This is a genomic window from Coprobacillus sp. AF33-1AC, from assembly GCF_003475785.1.
Taxonomy (GTDB): domain Bacteria; phylum Bacillota_I; class Bacilli_A; order Erysipelotrichales; family Coprobacillaceae; genus Faecalibacillus.
Genome location: NZ_QRQB01000017.1, coordinates 28356 through 51611, shown reverse-complemented (window position 1 = coordinate 51611; position 23256 = coordinate 28356). Strand labels below are relative to the sequence as shown.

At 29.4% G+C, this 23256-nt stretch carries 20 protein-coding genes and 1 other annotated feature; of the genes, 18 read left to right on the top strand and 2 right to left on the bottom strand.

Translation table 11 applies throughout. The annotated features are described in order from the left end of the window. Positions 1-218 precede the first annotated feature (218 nt). From DWZ53_RS07365 to DWZ53_RS07295, 16 genes are all read left to right on the top strand, one after another. Positions 219-2939 (top strand): vWA domain-containing protein, encoded by a 2721-nt coding sequence (locus DWZ53_RS07365; protein WP_118433072.1) that lies wholly within the window; start codon positions 219-221, stop codon positions 2937-2939. A gap of 188 nt (positions 2940-3127) precedes the next feature. After that, positions 3128-3253 carry a hypothetical protein gene (locus DWZ53_RS11430; protein ID WP_255415314.1) on the top strand — a complete coding sequence of 42 codons (126 nt, stop codon included), beginning with the start codon at positions 3128-3130 and terminating at the stop codon, positions 3251-3253. 15 nt (positions 3254-3268) lie between these two features. Continuing rightward, positions 3269-4588, top strand: coding sequence for a sensor domain-containing diguanylate cyclase (locus DWZ53_RS07360; RefSeq protein WP_118433070.1), 1320 nt, complete (start codon positions 3269-3271; stop codon positions 4586-4588). A gap of 84 nt (positions 4589-4672) precedes the next feature. Next, positions 4673-6616 (top strand): hypothetical protein, encoded by a 1944-nt coding sequence (locus DWZ53_RS07355; RefSeq protein ID WP_118433068.1) that lies wholly within the window; start codon positions 4673-4675, stop codon positions 6614-6616. Positions 6617-6664: 48 nt separating this feature from the next. Further along, entirely contained in the window at positions 6665-7489 is an 825-nt protein-coding gene (locus tag DWZ53_RS07350; RefSeq protein ID WP_118433066.1) for an RluA family pseudouridine synthase, read from the top strand. A 65-nt stretch (positions 7490-7554) separates the two neighbouring features. Continuing rightward, positions 7555-7676 (top strand) — a sequence feature (ribosomal protein L20 leader region). Between the two features lie 7 nt (positions 7677-7683). Beyond that, positions 7684-8241 (top strand): translation initiation factor IF-3, encoded by a 558-nt coding sequence (gene infC / locus DWZ53_RS07345; RefSeq protein ID WP_118433064.1) that lies wholly within the window; start codon positions 7684-7686, stop codon positions 8239-8241. A gap of 18 nt (positions 8242-8259) precedes the next feature. Next, the gene (gene rpmI, locus DWZ53_RS07340) at positions 8260-8454 is read left to right on the top strand and encodes a 50S ribosomal protein L35 (protein ID WP_118433062.1); all 195 of its coding nucleotides are present in this window, start codon (positions 8260-8262) and stop codon (positions 8452-8454) included. Positions 8455-8478: 24 nt separating this feature from the next. Next, positions 8479-8838 (top strand): 50S ribosomal protein L20, encoded by a 360-nt coding sequence (rplT, locus tag DWZ53_RS07335; protein ID WP_118433060.1) that lies wholly within the window; start codon positions 8479-8481, stop codon positions 8836-8838. A 105-nt stretch (positions 8839-8943) separates the two neighbouring features. Continuing rightward, positions 8944-9363 carry a PPC domain-containing DNA-binding protein gene (locus tag DWZ53_RS07330; RefSeq protein WP_118433058.1) on the top strand — a complete coding sequence of 140 codons (420 nt, stop codon included), beginning with the start codon at positions 8944-8946 and terminating at the stop codon, positions 9361-9363. Between the two features lie 8 nt (positions 9364-9371). Then, entirely contained in the window at positions 9372-10292 is a 921-nt protein-coding gene (locus tag DWZ53_RS07325; protein WP_118433056.1) for an aldo/keto reductase family oxidoreductase, read from the top strand. Between the two features lie 79 nt (positions 10293-10371). After that, positions 10372-11829 carry a hypothetical protein gene (locus tag DWZ53_RS07320; protein ID WP_118433054.1) on the top strand — a complete coding sequence of 486 codons (1458 nt, stop codon included), beginning with the start codon at positions 10372-10374 and terminating at the stop codon, positions 11827-11829. A gap of 88 nt (positions 11830-11917) precedes the next feature. Beyond that, positions 11918-12355: a MarR family winged helix-turn-helix transcriptional regulator gene (locus tag DWZ53_RS07315; protein ID WP_118433052.1), complete on the top strand. Its 438-nt coding sequence runs from the start codon at positions 11918-11920 to the stop codon at positions 12353-12355. 84 nt (positions 12356-12439) lie between these two features. Beyond that, positions 12440-14170: an ABC transporter ATP-binding protein gene (locus tag DWZ53_RS07310; protein ID WP_118433050.1), complete on the top strand. Its 1731-nt coding sequence runs from the start codon at positions 12440-12442 to the stop codon at positions 14168-14170. Continuing rightward, positions 14170-16020 carry an ABC transporter ATP-binding protein gene (locus DWZ53_RS07305; protein WP_118433048.1) on the top strand — a complete coding sequence of 617 codons (1851 nt, stop codon included), beginning with the start codon at positions 14170-14172 and terminating at the stop codon, positions 16018-16020. Before DWZ53_RS07310 ends, DWZ53_RS07305 begins: the two co-directional genes overlap by 1 nt. A gap of 100 nt (positions 16021-16120) precedes the next feature. Next, on the top strand, positions 16121-17416 hold the full coding sequence (locus DWZ53_RS07300) for an FtsX-like permease family protein (RefSeq protein ID WP_118433046.1): 1296 nt from the start codon (positions 16121-16123) through the stop codon (positions 17414-17416). A gap of 3 nt (positions 17417-17419) precedes the next feature. After that, complete coding sequence (locus DWZ53_RS07295; RefSeq protein WP_118433044.1) at positions 17420-18187, top strand: ABC transporter ATP-binding protein; 768 nt, start codon at positions 17420-17422, stop codon at positions 18185-18187. Between the two features lie 33 nt (positions 18188-18220). Here DWZ53_RS07295 and DWZ53_RS07290 read toward each other — a convergent pair whose 3' ends face one another. Both DWZ53_RS07290 and DWZ53_RS07285 read right to left on the bottom strand, forming a co-directional pair. After that, positions 18221-18469: a hypothetical protein gene (locus DWZ53_RS07290; RefSeq protein ID WP_118433042.1), complete on the bottom strand. Its 249-nt coding sequence runs from the start codon at positions 18467-18469 to the stop codon at positions 18221-18223. Between the two features lie 39 nt (positions 18470-18508). After that, entirely contained in the window at positions 18509-19036 is a 528-nt protein-coding gene (locus DWZ53_RS07285) for a metallophosphoesterase (RefSeq protein ID WP_118433040.1), read from the bottom strand. Positions 19037-19111: 75 nt separating this feature from the next. Between DWZ53_RS07285 and DWZ53_RS07280 the strand changes: the two genes are divergently transcribed. Both DWZ53_RS07280 and DWZ53_RS07275 read left to right on the top strand, forming a co-directional pair. Further along, on the top strand, positions 19112-19816 hold the full coding sequence (locus DWZ53_RS07280) for an ABC transporter ATP-binding protein (RefSeq protein WP_118433038.1): 705 nt from the start codon (positions 19112-19114) through the stop codon (positions 19814-19816). A gap of 2 nt (positions 19817-19818) precedes the next feature. Then, positions 19819-23052: an FtsX-like permease family protein gene (locus tag DWZ53_RS07275; protein ID WP_118433036.1), complete on the top strand. Its 3234-nt coding sequence runs from the start codon at positions 19819-19821 to the stop codon at positions 23050-23052. The last annotated feature ends 204 nt before the right edge of the window (positions 23053-23256 follow it).

Here is a 23256-nt window from a genome sequence, read left to right as displayed (position 1 = left end):
ACAAATTTTAAAAAGACTGTCGATAGTCAATTTGTCAACAGTCTGAAGGAACAATCAATTATAGATTGTTCCTTTTGTTCTTTTGCATTTCGCACCCTAAAAACGACATTTCGCGCCAATCATTAAAAATGATTATGGTAGATAGTAAAATAAGAGTGTAATCAGTTTTATGTTTACCAAATAACTTGAAATATAGAGAAAAGAAGAGGGAAAGGAACATGAAAATATATAAAAAACTAATAGCAAGCATACTTACAATGATGATGATTTTTGCTCAAGTGTCTGTAAATGTATTTGCGGATAATGAAGAAGCTAAAATACCATTAGATATTGTACTTGTTTTAGATGTATCCGGGAGCATGGATGATCCTATAGGTAATAGTGGTGTTAAAAGAATTAAGATATTGCAAGATTCAATTAATCAGTTTATTGAAGCCTTTGCAACTAGTAATTCAAACAAAAGTGATAAAAATAAACAAAGTAGAATTTCGATTATTAAATTTGCAGGTAAGAAATGTGATCCAGAAACTAAAGAAGGAAATAACACATACCATGATGGGGCATATAGTTACAATTATACTCAAATTGTAAGTCATTATTTTACAGTAACAAACGAAAATAAAAATCAATTAAAAGATAAAGTAAATGCGATTAGTCCAGCTGGAGCAACACGTAGTGATTACGGTATGGAATTAGCGCAATCATTAATCAATGGTAGTGTTAATGACAATGCAAGAAAAAACGCAAAAAGAGTTGTTCTCTTTTTAACAGATGGTAATCCAACAGATTTTAATAGTTTTAATGGCGAGGTTGCCAATGGAGCTATTAAAGCTTCAAAAGAAATAAAAAAATATGCAGAAGTTTATTCAATTGGTATGTTTACTGAAACAGATCCATCAATTACAGGACCTAAAGGTAATGGTAATTGGACAGAAGAAGTGGCATTCAATGCTTATATGCATGGTGTCTCTAGCAATTATCCAGATGCTGTAGACTATAAAACATTAGGAGATAGAGCAAATGATAGCGGTTACTATATGGGTGTTAAAAATTCTAATGATGCGAATGTAGTATTCAGTAATATTATAAAGGGTTTATTTAGCATGAGCTATCCTAAAGCAGATTATTCTAAGGTAGATAATGCGATAGCCAATGTACCAAGTGATTTAAATAATTATACAGAAGAATCAGTAAATGTATTACAAATTGCGGTTGATGCTGTTATTAGAGAGAAAGATATTACTGAACAAGATATTGTTGATAGTTATGCCGAAGCCATTAACAAGGCCATTACTGGTCTGGTGTTAAAAGGAGCGGATTATACAAAAGTAGATGAAGCAATCACAAAAGCCAATACTCTTAATAAGGATAATTATGTAGACTTTACAAAAGTAACAGAAGCTATCAATGCAGTAAAGCGTGATAAAAAGATTACTCAACAATCTGAAGTTGATGCAATGGCAAATGCTATCAATGCTGCTGTTGGAAATTTAGTCTTAAAAGGGGCTGACTATACAGAAGTAAATAATGCGATAGCTAAAGTACCAAGTGATTTAGAAAACTATACAGAGGAAACTGTAAGAGTACTACAAGATGCACTTAAAGCAGTAAAAAAAGGAAAGAACATAACAGAACAAGAAACAGTAAATAATTATGCTGATGCCATCAATGCAGCTATCAATGGATTGAAATTAAAACCAGCGGATTATAGCAAGGTGCAAGAAGCAAAAGAGAAAGTACCAAGTGATTTAAGTATCTATACAGATGAAACAGTAAATGTATTACAAAATGCACTTAAAGCAGTAAAAGAAGGAAAGAACATAACAGAACAAGAAACAGTAAATAATTATGCTGAAGCGATTAACAATGCTATCGCTGGTTTGGTATTAAAAGGAGCAGATTATACAAAGGTAAATGAAGCAATCACAAAAGCCAATACTCTTAATAAGGATAATTATGTAGACTTTACAAAAGTAACAGAAGCTATCAATGCAGTTGAGCGTAATAAAAATATTATAGAACAGGTAATAGTTGATGGTTATGCAGAGATGATTAACAATGCTATCGCTGGTTTGGTATTAAAAGGAGCAGATTATACAAAGGTAAATGAAGCAATCACAAAAGCCAATACTCTTAATAAGGATAATTATGTAGACTTTACAAAAGTAACAGAAGCTATCAATGCAGTAAATCGTGATAAAAAGATTACTCAACAATCTGAAGTTGATGATATGGCAAAGGTTATCAATGCTGCTATTGATAATTTGATCTTAAAAGGAGCAGATTATACAAAGGTAAATGAAGCAATCGCAAAAGCAAATATGCTTAACAAAGATGATTATGTTGATTTTACAAAAGTAATAGAAGCTATCAATGCAGTAGATCGTAATAAAAACATAACAGAACAGGCAATAGTAGATGATTATGCAAAATCAATTAATAATGCCATTGATGAGCTTGTTAAGAAAAAGAATGATTACAAAATTATAGATGGAGCAAATTCTGTATTTATTAAAAAGAGTGGAAAAATAATAGCACTTAGAATTAATCATGAATTTACAAATAATATAAAAGTGGCTGTAGATGAACAAGAAATAGATAAAGCAAATTATCAAATAACAGAAGGATCAACTATTGTTACTTTTAATGATGAATATTTAAATACATTAACTGTAGGAACGCATGTTGTTAAGATAATATTTATAGATGGAACAGTAACAACTTATTTGACTATAAAAGATAAAGAAACAATAAGTGATGAACAAAAGGATAATAAAACACCAACTGATTCATCAAATAAACAAGAAACAGTTGAAAAGAAAAAAGAAACGAAGAAAGTACAAACTGGTGATAATACTAATAGTATGATGTTTATAAGTTTATTTAGTATAAGCTTGTTAGGAATTTACTGTTTTGTAATGAAAAAATATATTTGTTAAGATAAGGTAAAAAGCAGATTTCATCAATTTGTGAAAATCTGCTTTTGATTTTAAGAATAATTAAGTTAAGATATTATATTTTTATTGATATTTGATTAAAAGAGGTATATATTTTTGATGAAAATTGTCAAAATAAAGGTTTAGGTAAATCAAAAGTGTTAAAATAAAGATGTAATGGGGTGGAAGTTATGAAAAGACAAATCGTTTATAGAACTTCATTTAAATCTTATTTAAAAGTAATGATTGTTTTTGTTGCTTTTATTCTTGTTTGTTCTTTTTCGTTTTTCTTTTATGTTCAAAATGATATTAAATAAAAATCTGTTGACAAAGTGGTAACGAGTACTGAAAAACAAACAGAAAGTTTTAAGTCTTATATTAACGTGCAATATCGTTATTTAGAGGGCATTGGTAATTATATGAGTAGTCAAGATTTATTTTGTGATAATAATCTTAAGTTGCTAAAATCTGTTAAGGAATATACAAAGTTAGAAAATATAGCGATTATTGATCTTAATGGTGAAAGTCATTATGACAATGGTGCAACAAAGAACGTGGCTCATCGTCAATATTTTCAAGAAGCAATTAAAGGAAACAGAGTATTAAGTGATCCTCTTTCTAGTTCTGTTTCTTCTAAGACGCGTGTTATTTTAGCTGTACCTATTTATGATCAACAAAAACAAATTGTTGGTGTTTTAGGTGGTAGCTATGATATAGGAGATCTTAATAAAATCATATTTAAAGAAGTATATGATGGTCAAGGAACAGCTTGTATTATTTCTAAAGATGGTGAATTAATATCTTATGAAGCTATCAATAGCAAAAAATTTATTAACTCATCAAATGTATATGATTATTTTAAACAATATCAAGTTTTATCTTCAAAACAGTTGAGCCGATTTAAGAATAATTTTACTAGTCAAAAAGGTGGCTATGTTGTTATTGAAGGAAATAATAAGAAGAGTTATATGGCTTATTATCCGTTAAAAATAAATGATTGGATGATGTGTTATAGCGTGGATGTGAATAAAGCGAAAGAGCCTTATACATTTATTATTCAAGCAGAATATCAATTGCTAGCAATTGTTATTGTTGCAGTACTGGTATTATTATTTACAATATTTAAACTAAATAATAAGCACCAAAAGAAATTGATTCATATTGCTAAGATGGATGCTTTAACAGGAATAAAAAATAAAGAGACTTTAAAAAGTGAGATATCTACATATTTAATGAGTAATAAAGAAAAAACCAAAGGTGCTTTATTTATGATTGATGTAGATAATTTTAAAACAGTAAACGATTTAAATGGTCATGTTGTTGGTGATGAGGTATTAAAACATTTTGGAACAATTTTAAAAAATTCATTTGATGAACATGATATTGTTGGAAGAGCTGGTGGCGATGAGTTTATTGTCTTTATGAAAAATATAGAAGATGACTCAGTGGTCAAATTAAAGGCAGAAGAACTATGTAATAATATTAGAAGTATTAAAATTCCAAAATTTAAAGGAAATATTTCTTGTAGTATTGGAATTTCACTTTATCCATTGCATGGTTATGATTTTAAAACCCTTTATAGTTTAGCAGATCAAGCATTATATCAAACAAAAGATCATGGCAAAAATGGTTATACATGTTATCAAGAGTAGGGGACATTACGTCCCTTTTATTAATGTGATTTTGAAATTATCATAATTTATGTTAAAATAGACAAATGTAAAAGGAGAAAGATTATGGAACGTGTGTTTTTTATCGGTCAAATTCGTGACGAAGATGAACTGAATAAGTTATCTTTAGCACTTACTGACTTAGAAGAAGTTTCTCATATTAAGGTAGCTAAAAACAGTATTACATTTAATTGTGCACGTCCAGAAAGTGTACAATTACTATTAGATAATTTAAATTATGATTATGTTTTAAAAGAAGAAATTAACTCTAAAAAAAGAAAATATGTTGCACCAGAAAAAAAAGTTGAACAAATCTATATGTTTACTCATCTGGAGACAGAAGAAGAAGCCCAAGAAATTAAAAATGTTTTATCAAAGTATAGTGTTTATGAAAATGTAGAGGTTGATTTTACTAATAAGTTATTAAAATTAACAACAAGCCACAAAAATGCAATTGTTAGAATTAATCGTTTGGTAGAAAAAGTTAATCCTCAAATTAAAGTAGAACAATGGAAAAAACCTTTTAAATCACAAGATTTATTTAATGAAAAATACTTACATAAATATATTCGTATTGCTTTATTAGTAGTAGGAATTGCTTTAGGCGTTGTTGGTAAAACAGATCATGGATTTTTAAGAGGGTTAGGATGGTTAGTTGCTTTAATTGTCATTGGTGAAACAACAATTAAAAGAGCTTTAAAAGATATTAAGAGAAAACGTTATTTAACAGAAAATGTTATTTTAGTCATTGCCTGTTTTGCTGGATGGTTATATCAAGCATATGAAGAAGCTTTATTTGTTGGCGTTTTATACTACGTAGGTAATCAAATTTGTATTCGTGTAATGAATTGGACTATGGATAAGATTGATGATTTGGTTAATACACCGGTGATGGTAAGACGTCGTGACAATAATGAAGATACAATGGTTGATGTAGAAGATATTGATATAGGAGATACGATTGTTGTACGCGTTGGCGAAACTATTCCTCTTGGAGGAACAATTGTTTCAGGTAAAGGAAAGTTAGATGTTTATGCTCTTAATGGAAGTGAAATTCTTCAAGATGTAGAAATAGGACAAGAAGTATTTAGTGGTTCCGTTGTTGAAAAAGGTGAAATCATGGTTAAGGTAGAATATTCATATGAAAGTTCTGCAATGAGCAAAGTTGTTGAAATTGCAACCATGGCTCCACTTACAAAATCACGTACGCACCAGTTAATTGAAAAGGCGTCAGTATTATATACACGTATTTTAGTTGTTCTTGCTCTTATATGCTGTACAATTATTCCATTAATGAATTTACATGATAATATTCATTATTTATATTTAGGAGCGATTATGCTTACTGTCTCAGGAAGTTTTGCATATAAACAAGGAGCTTCATTTAGTGTCCTTGCAGGAATAGGAAAAGCCTTTTCTAAAAAGATCATTATTGAAGAAAATAGTGGGCTTGATGATTTGAATTTATGTCAAACTATTATTTATGATCGATTTGATGGTGTGGAAGTGACACAAGAAGAATTGGATTTATTTGAAAAAATTCAAAATGTGCATAAAAACCTTATTGTTTTTAATGATGGTCCTGTTGACTTGGAAAATAGTCAATATAATATTTACAATAATTTATCTGTAGAAGATAAATTAAAAGTGATGGATGAAGCAAAAGTAATGGGCGAAGTTGCTTATATTGGTGATTGTGATAAAGATATTGCTTTATTACAAAAAGCTTTTGTTGGTATTTCTAGAGGAGGAGTGCATGATAAAAAGGTCATTAAAAATAGTGATATTTTATTAGTTGATTCTACTTTAGAAACAATTATTGATTTATTGAATATTTCTAGAAAACAAAAACATATTATTGTTGAAAATATGATTTTAGGTGTGGTTGTAAGTTTGTTGATTGTAATATGTGGTGTTGTTCAATTTATGCCATGGTGGTTAGCTACAGTCGCTTATGAATTAGAAATCATTCTTATTTTATTGAATACACATCGTCTTATTGAATATTAGAAATCTCTAATGAGATTTCTTTTTTATAAAAAAGGAAATGGAGAAAAGATGAAATATAGAGTAAAAAAAGAAATGGTTTTAATGGATTTTTTGTTAATTCATTATAATCGTAAAAATGTCAAAAACTATTTAAAGTATAAAAATGTATATGTAAATAATCAAAATATAACACAGTTTGATTATTTATTAAAAGTTGATGATACGGTGGAGATAAAAAAAGAGGAATCTTCAGATTTGAAAATATTGTACGAAGATCAAGAATTTGTTGTGATTAATAAACCATCAGGTTTATTAAGTATGTCCGATGGTAAAGAAAAAGAGAAAACAGCGTATCATTTAGTAAGTGAATATGTAAAAAAAGAAAATAAAAAGAATAAGATTTTTATTGTTCATCGTTTGGACCGAGACACTTCAGGTGTATTAATGTTTTGCAAAAATGAAAAGATACGAAATCAATTACAAGAACAATGGAATAAGATTGTTAAAAAAAGAGGATATATAGCTTTAGTTGAGGGTAAATTAAAACAAAAACAAGGTACTATTAAGAATTATTTATCCGAAAGTAAGACCCAGCAAGTTTATATAAGCAGACAAGGTAAACTGGCAATTACTCATTATCGTCAAGTAAAGACAAATGGGAAATATTCATTATTAGAAGTCTTTTTAGATACGGGAAGAAAAAATCAAATTAGAGTGCATCTTTCCTCACTAGGGCATCCTATCGCTGGTGACAAAAAATACGGGGCAACAAGTAATCCAATTAAACGAATGGGACTTCATGCGCATATCTTTTCTTTTCAACATCCAATCAATCACAAGACTTATCAGTTTGAAGCACAAATGCCTGAACAATTCAATCATATTTTTCGTTGATTTTATCATAAAAAACATTGACTTTCATACTATATAGTGATATTATTCATGAGTAAATGAAAAGTAGTGGAAAGAAGAAGTGCCTACTTCTCGCCCGATTGATGATGTCGATGGGCAAATGTCGCTAAGATAATTTATCTTAATGTCAATGTGTGGGTACTTAATGTGCTCACTTTTTATTTAAACTACAAAAAATGGAGGTGGCTATCATTAGCAGATTTGATAACAGAAAACCTAAACAACCTGATGAGTTGGTTAACGAAAAGATTCGTTTCAAAGAGGTTTTAGTCATTGATCAAAACGGAGATCAAGTAGGAGTGAAGTCAAGAAATCAAGCATTAGATATTGCTTATAATGCAAATTTAGATTTAGTATGTGTTGCTCCAGGTGCCAAACCACCGGTTTGTCGTGTTATGGACTTTGGTAAATACCGTTTTGAACAACAAAAGAAAGCAAAAGAAATGAAAAAGAATTCTAAAGTTGTCGCTTTAAAAGAAACACAATTATCAGTAACAATTGATGTTCATGATAAAAATGTTAAATTAAAGAGAACTTTAAAATGGCTAAGTGATGGTAACAAAGTTAAAGTTGCTATTAGATTTAGAGGAAGACAACTTGCACATGTTGATTTAGGTAAAAAGGTTATTGATGACTTTGTTGAAGAATGTGCAGAAGTTGGTCAAATTGAAAAACCAGCTAAATTAGAAGGTCGTACTTTAACAGCTATATTAGCGCCAAAGAAGAAAAAGTAATAGTGGAGGAAATATATTATGCCAAAAATGAAATCACACAGTGGTCTTAAAAAACGTGTAAAAAGAACAGGTAGTGGAAAATTAAAACGTAGCCATGCTTACGTATCTCACTTATCACATAACAAAACTCATAAACAAAAGAAACATTTAGCTAAATCAGGATTAGTAAGTGCTTCAGATTATAAGAGAATTAAATCAAGATTATGTAAATAATCTATCATATAGGAGGAAAATAGAATGGCAAGAGTAAAAGGTGGATATACTACAAGACGTAGAAGAAAAAAAGTATTAAAATTAGCCAAAGGATATTTTGGAGCTAAACATAAATTATACAAAACTGCTCATGAACAAGTAATGCACTCAATGGCATATGCTTACAGAGACAGAAGACAAACTAAAAGAGATATGAGAAAATTATGGATTGCTCGTATCAATGCAGCAGCAAGATTAAATGATATCTCATATTCTAAATTAATGCATGGTTTAAAACTTGCAAATGTTGAAATCAACAGAAAAATGTTATCTGAAATCGCTATTTGTGATCCAAAAGGATTTACACAAATCGTTGAGACAGCAAAAAAAGCTTTAGAAGCTTAAGATAATAAATATATAAATAGGCAATGTATTCAAGGTTAATACATTGCTTTTTTTATTTCATAAATGATTGATAATGTGTAAAATAAAGATAAAGAGGTGAATAAATTGAAATATAAAAGAGTAGATCACACTATTGTTGCTAGAATTGATAAAGGTGAAGAAATTACACAACAGGTAAAAAATATTGCTTTAAAAGAAAATATTAAGTTTGCTCATGTTTCTGCTTTAGGAGCTGTTAATCAATTTACAGTAGGTGTCTTTAAGACAAATGAAAAACAATATCATGCAAATGAATTTGAAGGTAATTATGAAATTGTTTCACTTACGGGAACAATTAATACTTTTAACGGTGAATACTATAGTCACCTTCATATGGCAGCGGGGGATGAACAAGGAAAAGTATATGGTGGTCATCTTAATCGAGCTGTTGTTTCAGCAACTTGTGAGATGATTATACAAATAGTAGACTGTCAAATTGATCGTTTTTATGATGAAGAAACAGGATTAAATTTATTTGATTTGTAGGAGGGTTTATGAAATATTTTACAATACCAAAAACAGATATAAAGGCTTCACGAATTGCTTTAGGATGCATGCGTATTGCTGATAAATCTGTTGAAGAAGTTGAAAAATTAGTACAATGTGCCTTAAACGAAGGTATTAACTTTTTTGATCATGCTGATATTTATGGTGGTGGTAAGTCAGAAGCAATATTTGGTGAAGTTTTGAAAAAACATCCAGAATATCGTAATAAAATGATTATTCAAACTAAATGTGGAATTGTTCCGGGAAAAAGATATGATTTTTCTAAAGAACATATTTTACAGTGTGTCCATGATTCGCTAGAAAGATTACATACGGATTATATTGATATTTTATTACTTCATCGTCCTGATGCTTTATGTGATCCACGAGTTGTTGCTGAAGTATTTGATCAACTGTATCAAGAGGGGAAAGTACGTTGTTTTGGTGTTTCTAACCACACACCATTACAAATTGAACTATTACAGAAATATTCAAAATATCCAATCATAATTAATCAATTACAATTATCTATTGTTCATTCTGTGATGATTGATTCAGGTTTAAATATGAATATGAAAGAGGCTTTTGCTCAAGATAAAGATGGTGGGGTATTAGATTATTGTCGTTTAAATGAAATTACTATTCAACCATGGAGTTCTTTACAAGCCTCTTGGAGCGAAGGAACGTTTATTGATCACCCGAATTATCAAAAATTAAACGATGTTTTATTTAATCTTGCTGATAAGTATCAAACAACAAAATCGGCTATTGCTATTGCTTGGTTATTAAGGCATCCAGCGGGGATGCAGCCTATTGTTGGAACGACTTCAGTTGATCATCTAAGAGAAATTGTAAAAGCAAGTGATATTCAACTTACAAGACAAGAATGGTATGATTTATATTTAGCAAGCGAAAAACCGCTACCTTAAGTAAACGAATATTTCGTTTACTTTCTTTTTTTTTAAGGCAATGTATGATATAGTTAATTTAATACAGGAGGGGAGAAAAATGATGAAATATCTAGAAAAACTAGCGACAAAGAAGAAAATAGTACTCATTTCTACTATTTATAGTGGATTTGTTACGCTTTGCATTTTAATTGGAAACATAAAGACTTCGGGATCAACTTCAAATTTTAATTTATCTGATACTTCTTCTTTAGTTTCGCTAATTGGTTCAGTAGTGACTGTGATTCAAATTATTTTTTATTTATATTTAGTTTTGGCTATCATTATCACAGTGCTATCTGGTTATTATTTCTTTAAAAAGAATAAAAAGGAATATGTAATTTTAACTGAATTTATTTTGAATGCAATTAATACTTTGTTATTATTATTGTCATTAGAGGTATTTAATGCGGCTATTAAAGTGATTAAAATGGCTATAAATGGGAATTACTCGGGATTATTTTCAGCTTATTCATCACTAGGAGCAATGCAAAGCGCAGGACAATATATTCAATATTTTGGTTATATTTCTATTTTAGTATTTATTATTAATGTTTTTGCTATTTTAATGGCAAAAAAAGTGATTAAGGTTAATTTTGTTGATTTTGATTTTAATGAAACAAAGCTTATCGAAACAACTGATGAACCAACTATTTCTGTAGACAGTGAAAAAGCAAAAGAATTAGCTCAAGCTGGTGCCGATCAGGCTAAAGCTGGATTAGAAAAAGTAAAAGAATTTCTTAAGACAAAAAACGGTAAGATTGTTTTAGGAATTGTTGTTGCTGTTGTTGTTTTGTTTGGTGGTTATAAGGTTTATGATAACTATTTTAATAAGACAGCAATTAATATTATGCCTAAAGTTTCATTAGAATATGGGGGAGAAGATGGAACAGGTTATATTAGTGATGTTAATCCAGGAACGATAGATTATGACCACAATGATTATAATGTTCGTTCTTTCGTTAATTCAATCACTTATGATTATGATACATCACATAAGTTAAAAAATGGTGATAAAGTAAAAGTTCACGCTGTATACGATAAAGAAAAAGCGAAAGATTTAAAACTTGATGTAAAAAATGATACGGTCACAGTAAAAGTTAAAGGATTAACTGAAAATTATGCTAAAGCTAAAGATGTACCAGAAAAGATTTTAAAACAAGCTAAAAAAGATATTGAAGCAGAGATGAAAGATAGTTATGAAAATGATTCGTATAGTCAATATCAATATAGTTTAGAATCAGTTTATTTTGCTGGAAGCAAACTAAGAAGTGATCATATTATTGGTATTTATAAAGTAGATGAAACATCAACATTCTTGGATGAAACAGAAACAGAAACTTATTATGTTGCTTGTTATGTAAGTGGTGTTAATTCTGATTATTTAAAAGATGATGATCCATTTGTTTTTGCTGATACTTTATATGATGATTCATTTGAAAAAATAACTGATCCTGCAAAGGTAGAAGATGCCTTAAAGAATAAATTTAAAAATTATGATTTAACAAAATTTAATTAGAATGATGGAAACATCATTCTTTTTCTTTACAAAGATAAAAATATTTGGTAGGATAATGTTCGTAACCGAACAATAAGGAGTGGAAATCATGTATCGTGATCCCGTAGGACATCGTATAAAAACATTAAATAATCTTATTAAGCGCTCTATTGATAAAGTGCTAGGTGGAAGACCAGATCATGCCACAATGATGCATATGTGGATTATTGGTTTTGTACAGGAAAGGCAGGAACAAGGAATAGATACTTTTCAAAAAGATATAGAAAATGAATTTTCTATTAATCGTTCTACTACATCAGAGATGTTGAAACTGATGTGTAAAAAAGGAATGATTAAAAGAGTTCCTGTTGATTATGATGCAAGATTAAAGAAAATTATACTAACAAAACAAAGTTGTGATTTTAATAAACAGTTAGATCAAACAATGCAAGATATTCATCAAAAACTTGTTATTGGTTTAACAGAAGAGGAAATACAAACATTTATTGAAATTACAGATAAAATTATAGAAAATGTAAAACAATAATCAGGATTATCCTGATTATTGTTTACAACAAATAGTTCGTTAACAAACAGTTTGGTTATTTAGGAGAAAAGAGAGGAGAATAATATGGTTCGAACATTAATAAGACAAATAAAAGAATATAAAAAAGATTCGCTACTTACAATGTTATATGCTGCTTTAGAAGTTGTTTTAGAAATTATTATTCCTTTATTAATGGCAAGTTTAATTGACAAAGGAATTGAAGCACAAAATATAAATCAAGTTATAAAATATGGAATAATGATGTTTGTTATTGCAATTGGAACATTATCTTTAGGATTCCTTGCTGGAAATCATGCAGCCAAAGCATCAACTGGTTTTGCTGCTAATTTAAGAGATGCAATGTATACCAATATTCAAACATTCTCTTTTTCAAATATTGATAAATACAGTACAGCCGGTTTAGTGACAAGACTAACAACAGATGTAACAAATGTACAAAATGCATACCAAATGATTATTCGTATGTGTATTCGTGCTCCAATGAGTTTAATATGTGCATTAGCGATGGCTATGATGATTAATTTAAAATTAAGTATGATTTTTGTGGTAGCCATTATTTTTCTTGTAACAGTACTTGTTATTATTATGTATCATGCAACAAAATACTTTAATGATGTTTTTCCTAAGTATGATACTTTAAATGAAAGTGTTCAAGAAAATGTTGTAGGTATTCGCGTTGTTAAATCTTTTGTTAGAGAAAAATATGAAAATGAAAAATTTAAAAAAGCTGCTCAAAATATTTATAAGTTATTTGTAAAAGCTGAATCAGTATTATCTTATAACAATCCAGCTATGTTAGTCGCTGTATATGGATCAATACTTATGCTTTCATGGTTAGGTGCTAAAGCTATTGTAGCTGGTAATTTAACAACAGGTGAATTAACAAGTTTATTTAGTTATATTATGAATATCATGATGTCATTAATGATGTTATCAATGGCTTTTGTTATGATTACGATGTCATTGGCTTCAGGAAGACGTATTGTTGAAGTGATTAATGAACAGTCTGACTTAGTCTCACCAAATCATGCTTTAACTGATGTTAAAGATGGTTCTATTGACTTTAATCATGTTGTTTTTTCTTATAAACATGGTAGTGGAGAACCTGTATTGAAAGATGTTGATTTGCATATTAAAAGTGGTGAAACAATAGGTATCATTGGTGGTACAGGTAGTGCTAAAAGTAGTTTAGTTAATCTTATTTCTCGTTTATATGATGTAGATGAGGGAAGTGTAGAAGTCGGTGGACAAGATGTAAGAAATTATGATCTTGAACTCTTAAGAGATGAAGTTGCTGTTGTTTTACAAAAGAATGTTTTATTTAGTGGTACAATCTTACAAAACTTAAGATGGGGTAATGAATCAGCAAGTGAAGAAGAATGTAAAGAGGCATGTCGACTTGCTTGTGCAGATGAATTTATTGAACGATTTGAAGATGGTTATCAGACTTATCTTGAGCAAGGCGGATCAAATGTATCTGGTGGTCAAAAACAAAGATTATGTATTGCCAGAGCGTTATTGAAAAAACCTAAGATTTTAATTTTAGATGATTCAACAAGTGCAGTAGATACCGCTACTGATGCAAGTATTCAAGAATCATTTAATCAACGTATTCCAGATACAACAAAAATTATCATTTCACAACGTATTTCTTCAGTTCAAAATGCAAGTCGTATTATTGTTTTGAATGATGGTGTTGTAGATGGTTTTGATAGTCATGAACAATTATTAAAGACAAACGAAATTTATCGTACGATTTATGAAACACAAATGAAAGGAAAGGAGGAAGAATAATGAAAGAAGGAACAATGAAACGTTTATTAAAAATGTTATGGAGTCAATATAAAATACATTTAATTATTGTCTTTTTATGTATTGTTGGAAATGCTGTATTTAATGTACAAGGAACAATGTTTATGCAAACTTTAATTGATGATTACATTGTCCCATTATTAAAGAGTTCTTCTCCTGATTTTAGTGGATTACTTCATGCTTTAATAAGAGTAGGATGTTTTTATGGATGTGGAGTTATCTGTGCCTTTTCATTTAACCGTATTATGGTTTATGTAACACAAGGTTTTTTAAGAGATTTAAGAATAAATATGTTTGAACATATGGAATCTTTACCTATTCGTTATTTTGACCGTACACCTCATGGTGATACCATGTCAGTTTATACAAATGATATTGATACTTTAAGACAATTAATCTCTCAATCTATCCCTCAACTTGTATCAAGTTGTATGACAATTTTGACAACATTTATTTCAATGATTATCTTAAATATACCTTTAACAGTATTAAGTGTTGTCATGTTGGGTGTTATGCTTGTTGTTTCTCGTAGACTAGGTTCATTATCTGGAAAATTCTTTGTTAAACAACAAAGTGATTTAGGAAAAGTGAATGGTTATATTGAAGAAATGATTTCTGGACAAAAAGTAGTAAAAGTCTTCAATCATGAAGAAAAAGCAATTGAAGATTTTAGACAACTCAATGATGAATTGAGACAAAGTGCTTATAAAGCTAACAAGTATGCTAATATTTTAATGCCAGTAACAGTACAGTTAGGTAATATTTCTTATATTATTTGTGCAATTGTAGGTGCGATTCTTGCCTTAAATGGTCATTTTGCATTAACGATTGGTACTTTGGTTGCCTTTTTAACTTTAAATAAGAGTTTCAATCAACCAATAGGACAAATTTCTCAACAAATTAATGCAGTTGCCATGGCACAAGCTGGAGCAAAACGTATCTTTGATTTATTAGATCAAGAAAGTGAAGATGATCAAGGAATTGTTACTTTATGTCGTGTAGAAATAGTAGATGGTCAAATGGTTGAAACAAATAAAAGAACTGGACATTGGGCATGGCGTCATCCTCGTAACAACGGTGAAGTACAATTAGTAGAAATGAAAGGTGATATTCGTTTAGAAGGTGTAGACTTTGGTTATTTTGATGATCGTATGGTTTTACACAATGTAGATGTTTATGCTAATCCTGGTGAAAAGATTGCCTTTGTTGGGGCAACAGGTGCAGGAAAAACAACAATTACGAATTTAATTAATCGTTTTTATGATATTCAAAATGGTTCGATTACTTATGATGGTATTGATATTAAATTAATCAAAAAAGATGATTTAAGAAGATCTTTAGGTGTTGTTTTACAAGATACGCATTTGTTTACGGGTACTGTCATGGATAATATTCGTTATGGTCGCTTAGATGCTACTGATGAAGAATGTATAGAAGCAGCTAAGTTAGCCAATGCAGATAGTTTTATTAAACACCTACCTGATGGTTATCAAACTTTATTAAGTGGCGATGGTGCTAATTTATCACAAGGGCAAAGACAGTTATTGGCGATTGCTCGTGCTGCAGTTGCTAATCCACCAGCATTAATCTTAGATGAAGCAACATCATCAATTGATTCACGTACTGAAAAATTAGTACAAGATGGTATGGATAAATTAATGGAAGGCAGAACAACATTAGTTATTGCCCATCGTTTATCAACAATTAAAAATAGTGACTGTATTATGGTTTTAGAACAAGGACATATTATTGAAAGAGGAAACCATCAATCACTTATTAAAGAAAAAGGAAAATACTACCAATTATATACTGGTAAAATAGAAATGGATTAACATAATGAGACTATAATTTAACATATTATAGTCTTTTTTATTTAGTGTTGATTGCGCTTACAAATGATTATATAATGAAAATATGTGTCAGGAGGAAGATATGGGTACTTTTAAGTTTTCGATGACGATATTGAAAAAAGAATTTAAGAAAAGTATTATATTTGGTTTGACTATGCTTTTTTCAATATCGATGTCATTAGTGTTTTTTGATATTATTAATAATCCTCATCTACAAGATACAGTAAAGGCAAATGGGGGAACAACCTTTGCAACAATGCAACTACCTTTTGCTTCTTCATTATCTTTTGTTATTATTTTGTTTTGTGGATTTATGATTTTCTTTGCAAATAATTTTTATTTATCAAAGAAAACAGGAGAGATTGCTATTTTATCAATGTCAGGATTAAGTAGTTTTCAATCAACTTTATATTTAATTTATCAAACCTTTGCTTTAATTTTAATAGCTTTACCTTTAGGTATACTTTTAGGACAAGGTTTAACGATTATTATGCATTATTGGATATATGATTATTTAAATATTCATGCTTCTCTTTTTTATACACCGGTGATGACTTACATTCAAACAGTTATTTTTGTATTGGTGATGATGTTTTTATTGTGTGTACTAGAAAGTGGTTTTATTTATCGACATGATATACAATCTTTATTAATGGAAAATAAGGAAATGGAGTTTAAAGATCGTCGTATTATTAAATTTCCTTATGTTGTTTATGGGATTTGTTATATAGGTGGAATTGTTATGATGTTTACAGAACCTCACCAATCTACCTCTTATATTGTACCGACATTTTTAGGTATTTATGGTGCGATAGGTTTACTTAGATATGTTTTAGCTAAATTTATTAGAAAGTTGAAAGAAGGTCCATTACTTACTAAAAAATATGCTTTGATTTATACATCTAATTTATGTCAGTCAATTCAACAAGCCTATTTACTTGTTGCTTTATTAGTGGGTTCTATTACGTCTATGATGACTATTATTATGTCATGTAGAAATTCATATCGTGAGTTTGTTGTTGCTATTATGGGATATGTAGTTGTGATTGTACTACTTACGGTAAGCGTCATTTATAAGTTTTTGATGGAAGCACAAATGAGAAAAGGTTTATTTTATAATTTATGGAAAGTAGGTTATACAAAGTGTGAATTAAAAAAGATTGCTAGAAATGAAGTTGTTTATTTTTACTTATCTTTATTTTTAATACCATTTGTTTATATTGTAATTATATTAGGACGTTTTGTTTATTTTGATCATATTTCATTATGGTTTGTTTTGATGATGACGTTATTTTACATGATACCTTTAATCTTATCGACAATATTTACTTATATTCAATATAAAAAATCTGTAATTGATACAATTCAAGGGAGATAAAAAATGAAAAAAGAAATTATACATGCGACACAGGTTACGAAAATATATGGTATAGGGACAAGTCATCCTTATACGGCACTTCATGATGTTTCATTATTAATGTATGAAGGTGAATTTGTTTGTGTCATGGGACCTTCGGGTGCGGGGAAATCAACATTTATTAATAATTTATCAACAATTGATATACCTACTAAAGGAACAGTTTATATTCAAGGAGAAGAAGTAAGACAAATGTCTCCTAAACAAATGGGTGAATTTCGTTATAAGAATTTAGGCTTTATTTTCCAAGAGTTTAACTTATTAGATTCTCTTACAATCTTTGAAAATATTGCTGTACCACTTACTTTAGCTAATATGAATCATGAAGAAATTACTCAAAGAGTTCATGATGTAAGTCGTAAATTAGATATTGAAGCAACTTTACATAAATACCCAAGTGAATGTTCTGGTGGACAACGCCAAAGGGTGGCGATTGCAAGAGCTTTAGTGACACATCCTAAAGTCATTGTAGCTGATGAACCTACAGGTAATCTTGATAGTAAAAATTCTCATGAGATTTTATCTTTGTTCAAGCAATTAAATGAAACAGAAGGTGTTTCTATTTTGATGGTTACTCATGATCCTAAAATTGCTTCTTATTCTTCTAAATTGTTATATATTAAAGATGGGATGATTGATAGTGAAATTAAAAGAGAAGGATTATCACAAAAAGAATACTTTTATAAGATTGTTGATTTAAATTCTAATGAATCACAAGAATTATTTGAATAATAAAAAACCAATTCTACATAAAGAATTGGTTTTTTAATCGAACTTTGATAAAACAATTAAATAAAAGGGATTGTCATCTTGTGGAATGACTTTTAGCCATTTGGTACTTAAATATTGATTGATAAGAGTAATAATATCATCTAACGGATAGTCATTACCCAATTGTTTTAATTCTAAACCACATGAGGCACAACCCCCAATTGTATGAACATTATAATCAATATTGTGTTCTTTTAATAATTCATTAATTTCTACAATCATATTAAAATCAACTACATTCATATTATTACCTGCTTTCATTATAGTATTATATAATTTGTATTATTTTTTAAACAAAGAATGGAACAATGATTTTTTTTCTGGCTTTTTAAAAGGATTACAAACTTCTCTGGTTTTGTAATTATAATAAGTGACTTGTTTACTTTGACTATCGAAGATGCAGTAAGTAGGATAACGATACAAGCCACGAGGAAAAGCTAGACTACCAGGATTAATATAGGTTGTATGTTCATCTTGGTAAAGATAAGGAATATGTGTGTGACCAAAACATACAACATCTATTTGGTGAATAGCTGCATAGTCTTGTAGAAGGTGAATAGATTGGTCAACTTGGTAATGGTGACCATGAGTAATAAAAAAGCGAAGTTGATCAATTTCAATGATTTGTTCTAATGGGGAATAACGGTCGTTATTACCACGGACATGAATGATTTGAGGTAAATCATTTTCTTGATAAGTCATATAAATATCACCGCAATGAATAATATAGTCAACATTTAATTGTTGAAAAAAAGATTCTAACTGTGATTTTGGAATCATGTGACTGTCTGATAAGATACATACTTGCATAGGTCATTTCCTTTCGTGAATTTGCTTTCTATGATATAATATTATCATCTTTTATATATGAAAGCGAGTGATGAGATGGCTCATTTTATATCATTTGAAAATGTAAGAAAAACTTATAAAGTAGGAGATGTTGAGATTCATGCAAGCGATGGTGTTGACTTTTTTCTAGAAAAAGGTGAATTTGTCGTTGTCGTTGGTCCTTCTGGCGCTGGTAAAACAACGATTCTTAATCTTCTTGGAGGAATGGATAAGCCTACCAGTGGGAAAATGATGGTTGATGGTGAAAATGTAGCTTTGTATGATGAAAAGAAATTGACGCAATATCGGCGAGATGATATTGGTTTTGTGTTTCAGTTCTATAATCTGGTTCAAAATTTAACGGCATTAGAAAATGTTGAATTGGCTTCCCAAATATCTAAAGAGCCTTTAGATCCAAAGATGGTTTTAGAGCGCGTTGAACTTGCTCAAAGAATGAATAATTTTCCTTCACAGTTATCCGGTGGAGAACAACAAAGAGTCGCGATAGCGAGAGCAATTGCTAAAAATCCTAAATTATTACTTTGTGATGAACCGACAGGAGCATTAGATTATTTGACAGGTAAAGCTATTTTAAAATTACTGAGAGAAATGTGTGATTCTTATGGTATGACTGTTATTGTTATTACGCACAATAGTGCATTAGCACCGATGGCTGATCGTGTTATTCATTTAAAAAATGGTCGAGTAGATAAAATGTTAGAAAATGATCATCCAGTACCAATTCAGGAAATTGAGTGGTAGATATGAAGAAAAGAGCTTATGTTAAAAATCAAATAAGAATCATTTCTAAGACAAAAGCTAGATTTTTATCTATTTTCTGTATTGTATTTTTAGGTGCTGCATTTTTTGCCGGATTGAGGCAAACGCCTCTTATTATGCAAGAAACCATGAACCATTATTATCGCCAGTATAACTGGAGTGATCTCAATTATATTGGTACATTAGGATTTGACCAAGAAACGATTTCAAAAGTAAAGAATATTAAAGAAGTAAAACAAATTGATTATGGTATGCGGTTTGATGCTTTAATGAAATATCAAGATCAAACTAAAGGAGTTACTGTTTATACAAGTGATCATTTTGATAAAGGTGTTTCTCTTCCTGAATTAACAAAAGGAAGATTGCCAAAAAAAGATAATGAAATATTATTAGATGCTTATCTAGCTAAACAAAAAAATATTTCTTTAAATCAAAAAATGACTTTAGAAAGTCAATATGGTAAAAAGGAATATCGAGTTGTAGGGCTATGTAATGATACGCGTTATACTTGTAACTTTGAAAGAGGAACAAATAGCTTAGGTGATGGTAATAATAGTGGCTTTGTTTTAATGAAAACAGTTGGTAATGAAATGATGGCATTACCACAGTCTTTATATGATTTATATGATGGACAAGTTGTTTATAATGATTTACGAATACAGATCAAAGGGAGCGAACGTTATCGTATATTTACTGATCAGTATGATGATTTTATTAAACAAGTTAATAAAAAGATAAAAAAAGTACTGAATCAGCAATATCGCTCGTTCTATAGTCAACTTGTAAGTGACGCTAATGATCAATTGACAGATGGTAAAAATGCATATGAAAATGGATTAAACCAATATTTACAAGGTGTGAGTCAGTACCAACAAGGAAAAGAACAATATGAACAAGGATTAAAACAATATCAAGATGGTTATCGTCAATATCAAACAGGATATAATCAATATTTAAGTGGTTTGAAACAGTATCAGGATGGTTTTAATTTATTTCAAGAAAAGAAAAAGGAATATCAGAAGGGATATCAAGATTATCAAACGTATAGTAAACAATTAAGTCAGTATGATCAGGCTTTACAAGCCTTAAATAATCAATGTGGAAGTTATCAAAATGTTGTCAATCAAGTTAATCAATTAAAAGAAGCTATCGCTAATCCTAATTTGGATCAACAAACATTACAAATCTATCAAGCACAGTTAAAACAATTAGAAATAGCAATGGCATCATACGAACAATTAGCAAGTCAAAGTCAAAATATAGAAACTTTAAGAGCTAAGTTGCCTACTATAAAGAAAACATTAGATCAAAGTTTACAGACAATTAATCAAACGGAAAAGACTTTTGTAGAAAAAAAACAACAGTTAGAACAAGCCAAAATAAAATTGGACACGAGCAAAAAAACATTAGATGCCTCAAAACAACAATTAGATCAAGCTAAAAAACAATTAGATGAATCTAAAATTGTTCTTGATCAAACAAATGAACAATTAAATAATGCTGAAAAGCAGTTAGATCAAAGCGGTGAGCAAATAAAAGACATCCCTCAAGGAAAAGTTGTAACATTAACTAAAAATGAAAATGCTGCTATATTAAGTTATAAAGCAAATTGTCAATCTATAGAATCTTTATCAATATTATTTCCGATGATTTTCTTTTTAGTAGCTGCTTTAGTTTCACTTACGACCATGACAAGAATGGTAGAAGAACAACGTGTACAAAGTGGAACTCTCAGAGCTTTAGGGTATGATAAAAAAGATGTGATTAATCAATATTTAATTTATGCTTTTCTAGCAACGTTTTTTGCATGTGGTTTAGGGATTGTTTTTGGTACATATTTCTTCCCAGGTATTATTGTTTATTTATATCGTATTATGATGTTTGATGTAGGAGCTTCAACACGTATTATATTTGATGCTTTAACATGTGTTGAAACATTTGCTATTTCTGTTTTGATTACGTTAGTAGCGACGTTTATGGTTTGTATGCAAGAACTTTATGAAGTTCCAGCTCAATTGCTTAGACCTAAAGCACCAAAGAATGGAAAGCGTATTTTATTAGAAAGAATTGGTTTTATTTGGAAAAGATTATCATTTAATCAAAAAGTGACTATGCGTAACATTTTCCGATATAAAAAACGTTTCTTTATGTCAGTAGTAGGGATTGCTGGTTGTAGTGCTTTGATGGTAGTTGGATTTGGTTTAAAACAATCTATTTCTCCACTAGCAAGCGAACAATATCAAAAGATGTGGGTCTATGATGGGGTTGTTAATTATGATAGTCATTTAAATAATGAACAATTACAACAGGCTCAAAGTGATTTTAAACATTTTAAGCATATTAAAGAAACAATGAATATTTTTGATAAAACGGTTTCTGTTGGACAACAATATGCAACCATTGAAATACCACAAAATCCTAAGAGATTTAAAGATTTCATTAAAATGACTAGTTTTGAAACAGGCAAAACTTTAACCTTAAATAATCAAGGTGTGATGATTAACGCTAAATTAGCAGAGTTATTAGATGTAAAAACAGGTGATCAAATGACACTTACTCTTAACAATAAAGAGTATAGCGTTAAAATAGCAGGGGTATATAAACTTTATTTTAGACATTATGTTTATATGACGCCTGAGTATTACAAACAAATAACAGGTGAAGAGGTGACATATAACAGTCAATACTTTACTTTAGATAAAGATACGCATCAAAGTGAAAAGAACTTAACTTATCAAGTTGATCATCATCAAGGCATGACTTCAATTCAATTTGTGAAAGGAATATCAGAATCATTTATTACACAAATGGAAAGTATTAACAGTGTTGTCTTCATTCTTATCGTTTGTGCTGGTGCCCTTGCCTTTATTGTTCTTTATAACTTGACAAATATTAATATTCAAGAAAGAAAAAGTGAAATAGCGACGATTAAGGTTTTAGGATTTTATCCAAAAGAAGTTTATGATTATGTATTTAGAGAAAATACAATCTTATCCTTAATAGGTTCGCTTTTGGGGTTATATTTAGGAAAACTCATTCATAATTATTTAATTAAAACAGTCGAAGTCGATATGGCTATGTTTATCCGTAGTGTTCATTTTACAAGTTATATTTACGCTATGATTTTAACCTTTATTTTTACTTTCTTTATTGATTTTGTCATGAGAAAAGTATTAAAGAATATTGATATGGTTGAATCATTAAAGAGTATTGAATAGTGAGGCTGATGCGAGTTGATCTCGTGTCAGCTTTTTTTAAATAATGAAATATAATGATGTTTTGAATATAAAATGATGTAAATAAACAAACATTTTTTATTATTGGTTATATGTAAAATAATTCAAATTTTTAAAGTTTACAGATGCTAAAATTCCACTTTTTTCATGAAAAGTAAGCATAAACTAACAAGAAAATAATATTTA

Coding starts and splice junctions, on each gene's coding strand:
- DWZ53_RS07365 (WP_118433072.1), top strand. CDS start 219: ATGAAAATATATAAAAAACTAATAGCAAGCATACTTACAATGATGATG.
- DWZ53_RS11430 (WP_255415314.1), top strand. CDS start 3,128: ATGAAAAGACAAATCGTTTATAGAACTTCATTTAAATCTTATTTAAAA.
- DWZ53_RS07355 (WP_118433068.1), top strand. CDS start 4,673: ATGGAACGTGTGTTTTTTATCGGTCAAATTCGTGACGAAGATGAACTG.
- DWZ53_RS07350 (WP_118433066.1), top strand. CDS start 6,665: ATGAAATATAGAGTAAAAAAAGAAATGGTTTTAATGGATTTTTTGTTA.
- infC (WP_118433064.1), top strand. CDS start 7,684: ATGGAGGTGGCTATCATTAGCAGATTTGATAACAGAAAACCTAAACAA.
- rpmI (WP_118433062.1), top strand. CDS start 8,260: ATGCCAAAAATGAAATCACACAGTGGTCTTAAAAAACGTGTAAAAAGA.
- rplT (WP_118433060.1), top strand. CDS start 8,479: ATGGCAAGAGTAAAAGGTGGATATACTACAAGACGTAGAAGAAAAAAA.
- DWZ53_RS07325 (WP_118433056.1), top strand. CDS start 9,372: ATGAAATATTTTACAATACCAAAAACAGATATAAAGGCTTCACGAATT.
- DWZ53_RS07320 (WP_118433054.1), top strand. CDS start 10,372: ATGATGAAATATCTAGAAAAACTAGCGACAAAGAAGAAAATAGTACTC.
- DWZ53_RS07315 (WP_118433052.1), top strand. CDS start 11,918: ATGTATCGTGATCCCGTAGGACATCGTATAAAAACATTAAATAATCTT.
- DWZ53_RS07310 (WP_118433050.1), top strand. CDS start 12,440: ATGGTTCGAACATTAATAAGACAAATAAAAGAATATAAAAAAGATTCG.
- DWZ53_RS07305 (WP_118433048.1), top strand. CDS start 14,170: ATGAAAGAAGGAACAATGAAACGTTTATTAAAAATGTTATGGAGTCAA.
- DWZ53_RS07300 (WP_118433046.1), top strand. CDS start 16,121: ATGGGTACTTTTAAGTTTTCGATGACGATATTGAAAAAAGAATTTAAG.
- DWZ53_RS07295 (WP_118433044.1), top strand. CDS start 17,420: ATGAAAAAAGAAATTATACATGCGACACAGGTTACGAAAATATATGGT.
- DWZ53_RS07290 (WP_118433042.1), bottom strand. CDS start 18,469: ATGAATGTAGTTGATTTTAATATGATTGTAGAAATTAATGAATTATTA.
- DWZ53_RS07285 (WP_118433040.1), bottom strand. CDS start 19,036: ATGCAAGTATGTATCTTATCAGACAGTCACATGATTCCAAAATCACAG.
- DWZ53_RS07280 (WP_118433038.1), top strand. CDS start 19,112: ATGGCTCATTTTATATCATTTGAAAATGTAAGAAAAACTTATAAAGTA.
- DWZ53_RS07275 (WP_118433036.1), top strand. CDS start 19,819: ATGAAGAAAAGAGCTTATGTTAAAAATCAAATAAGAATCATTTCTAAG.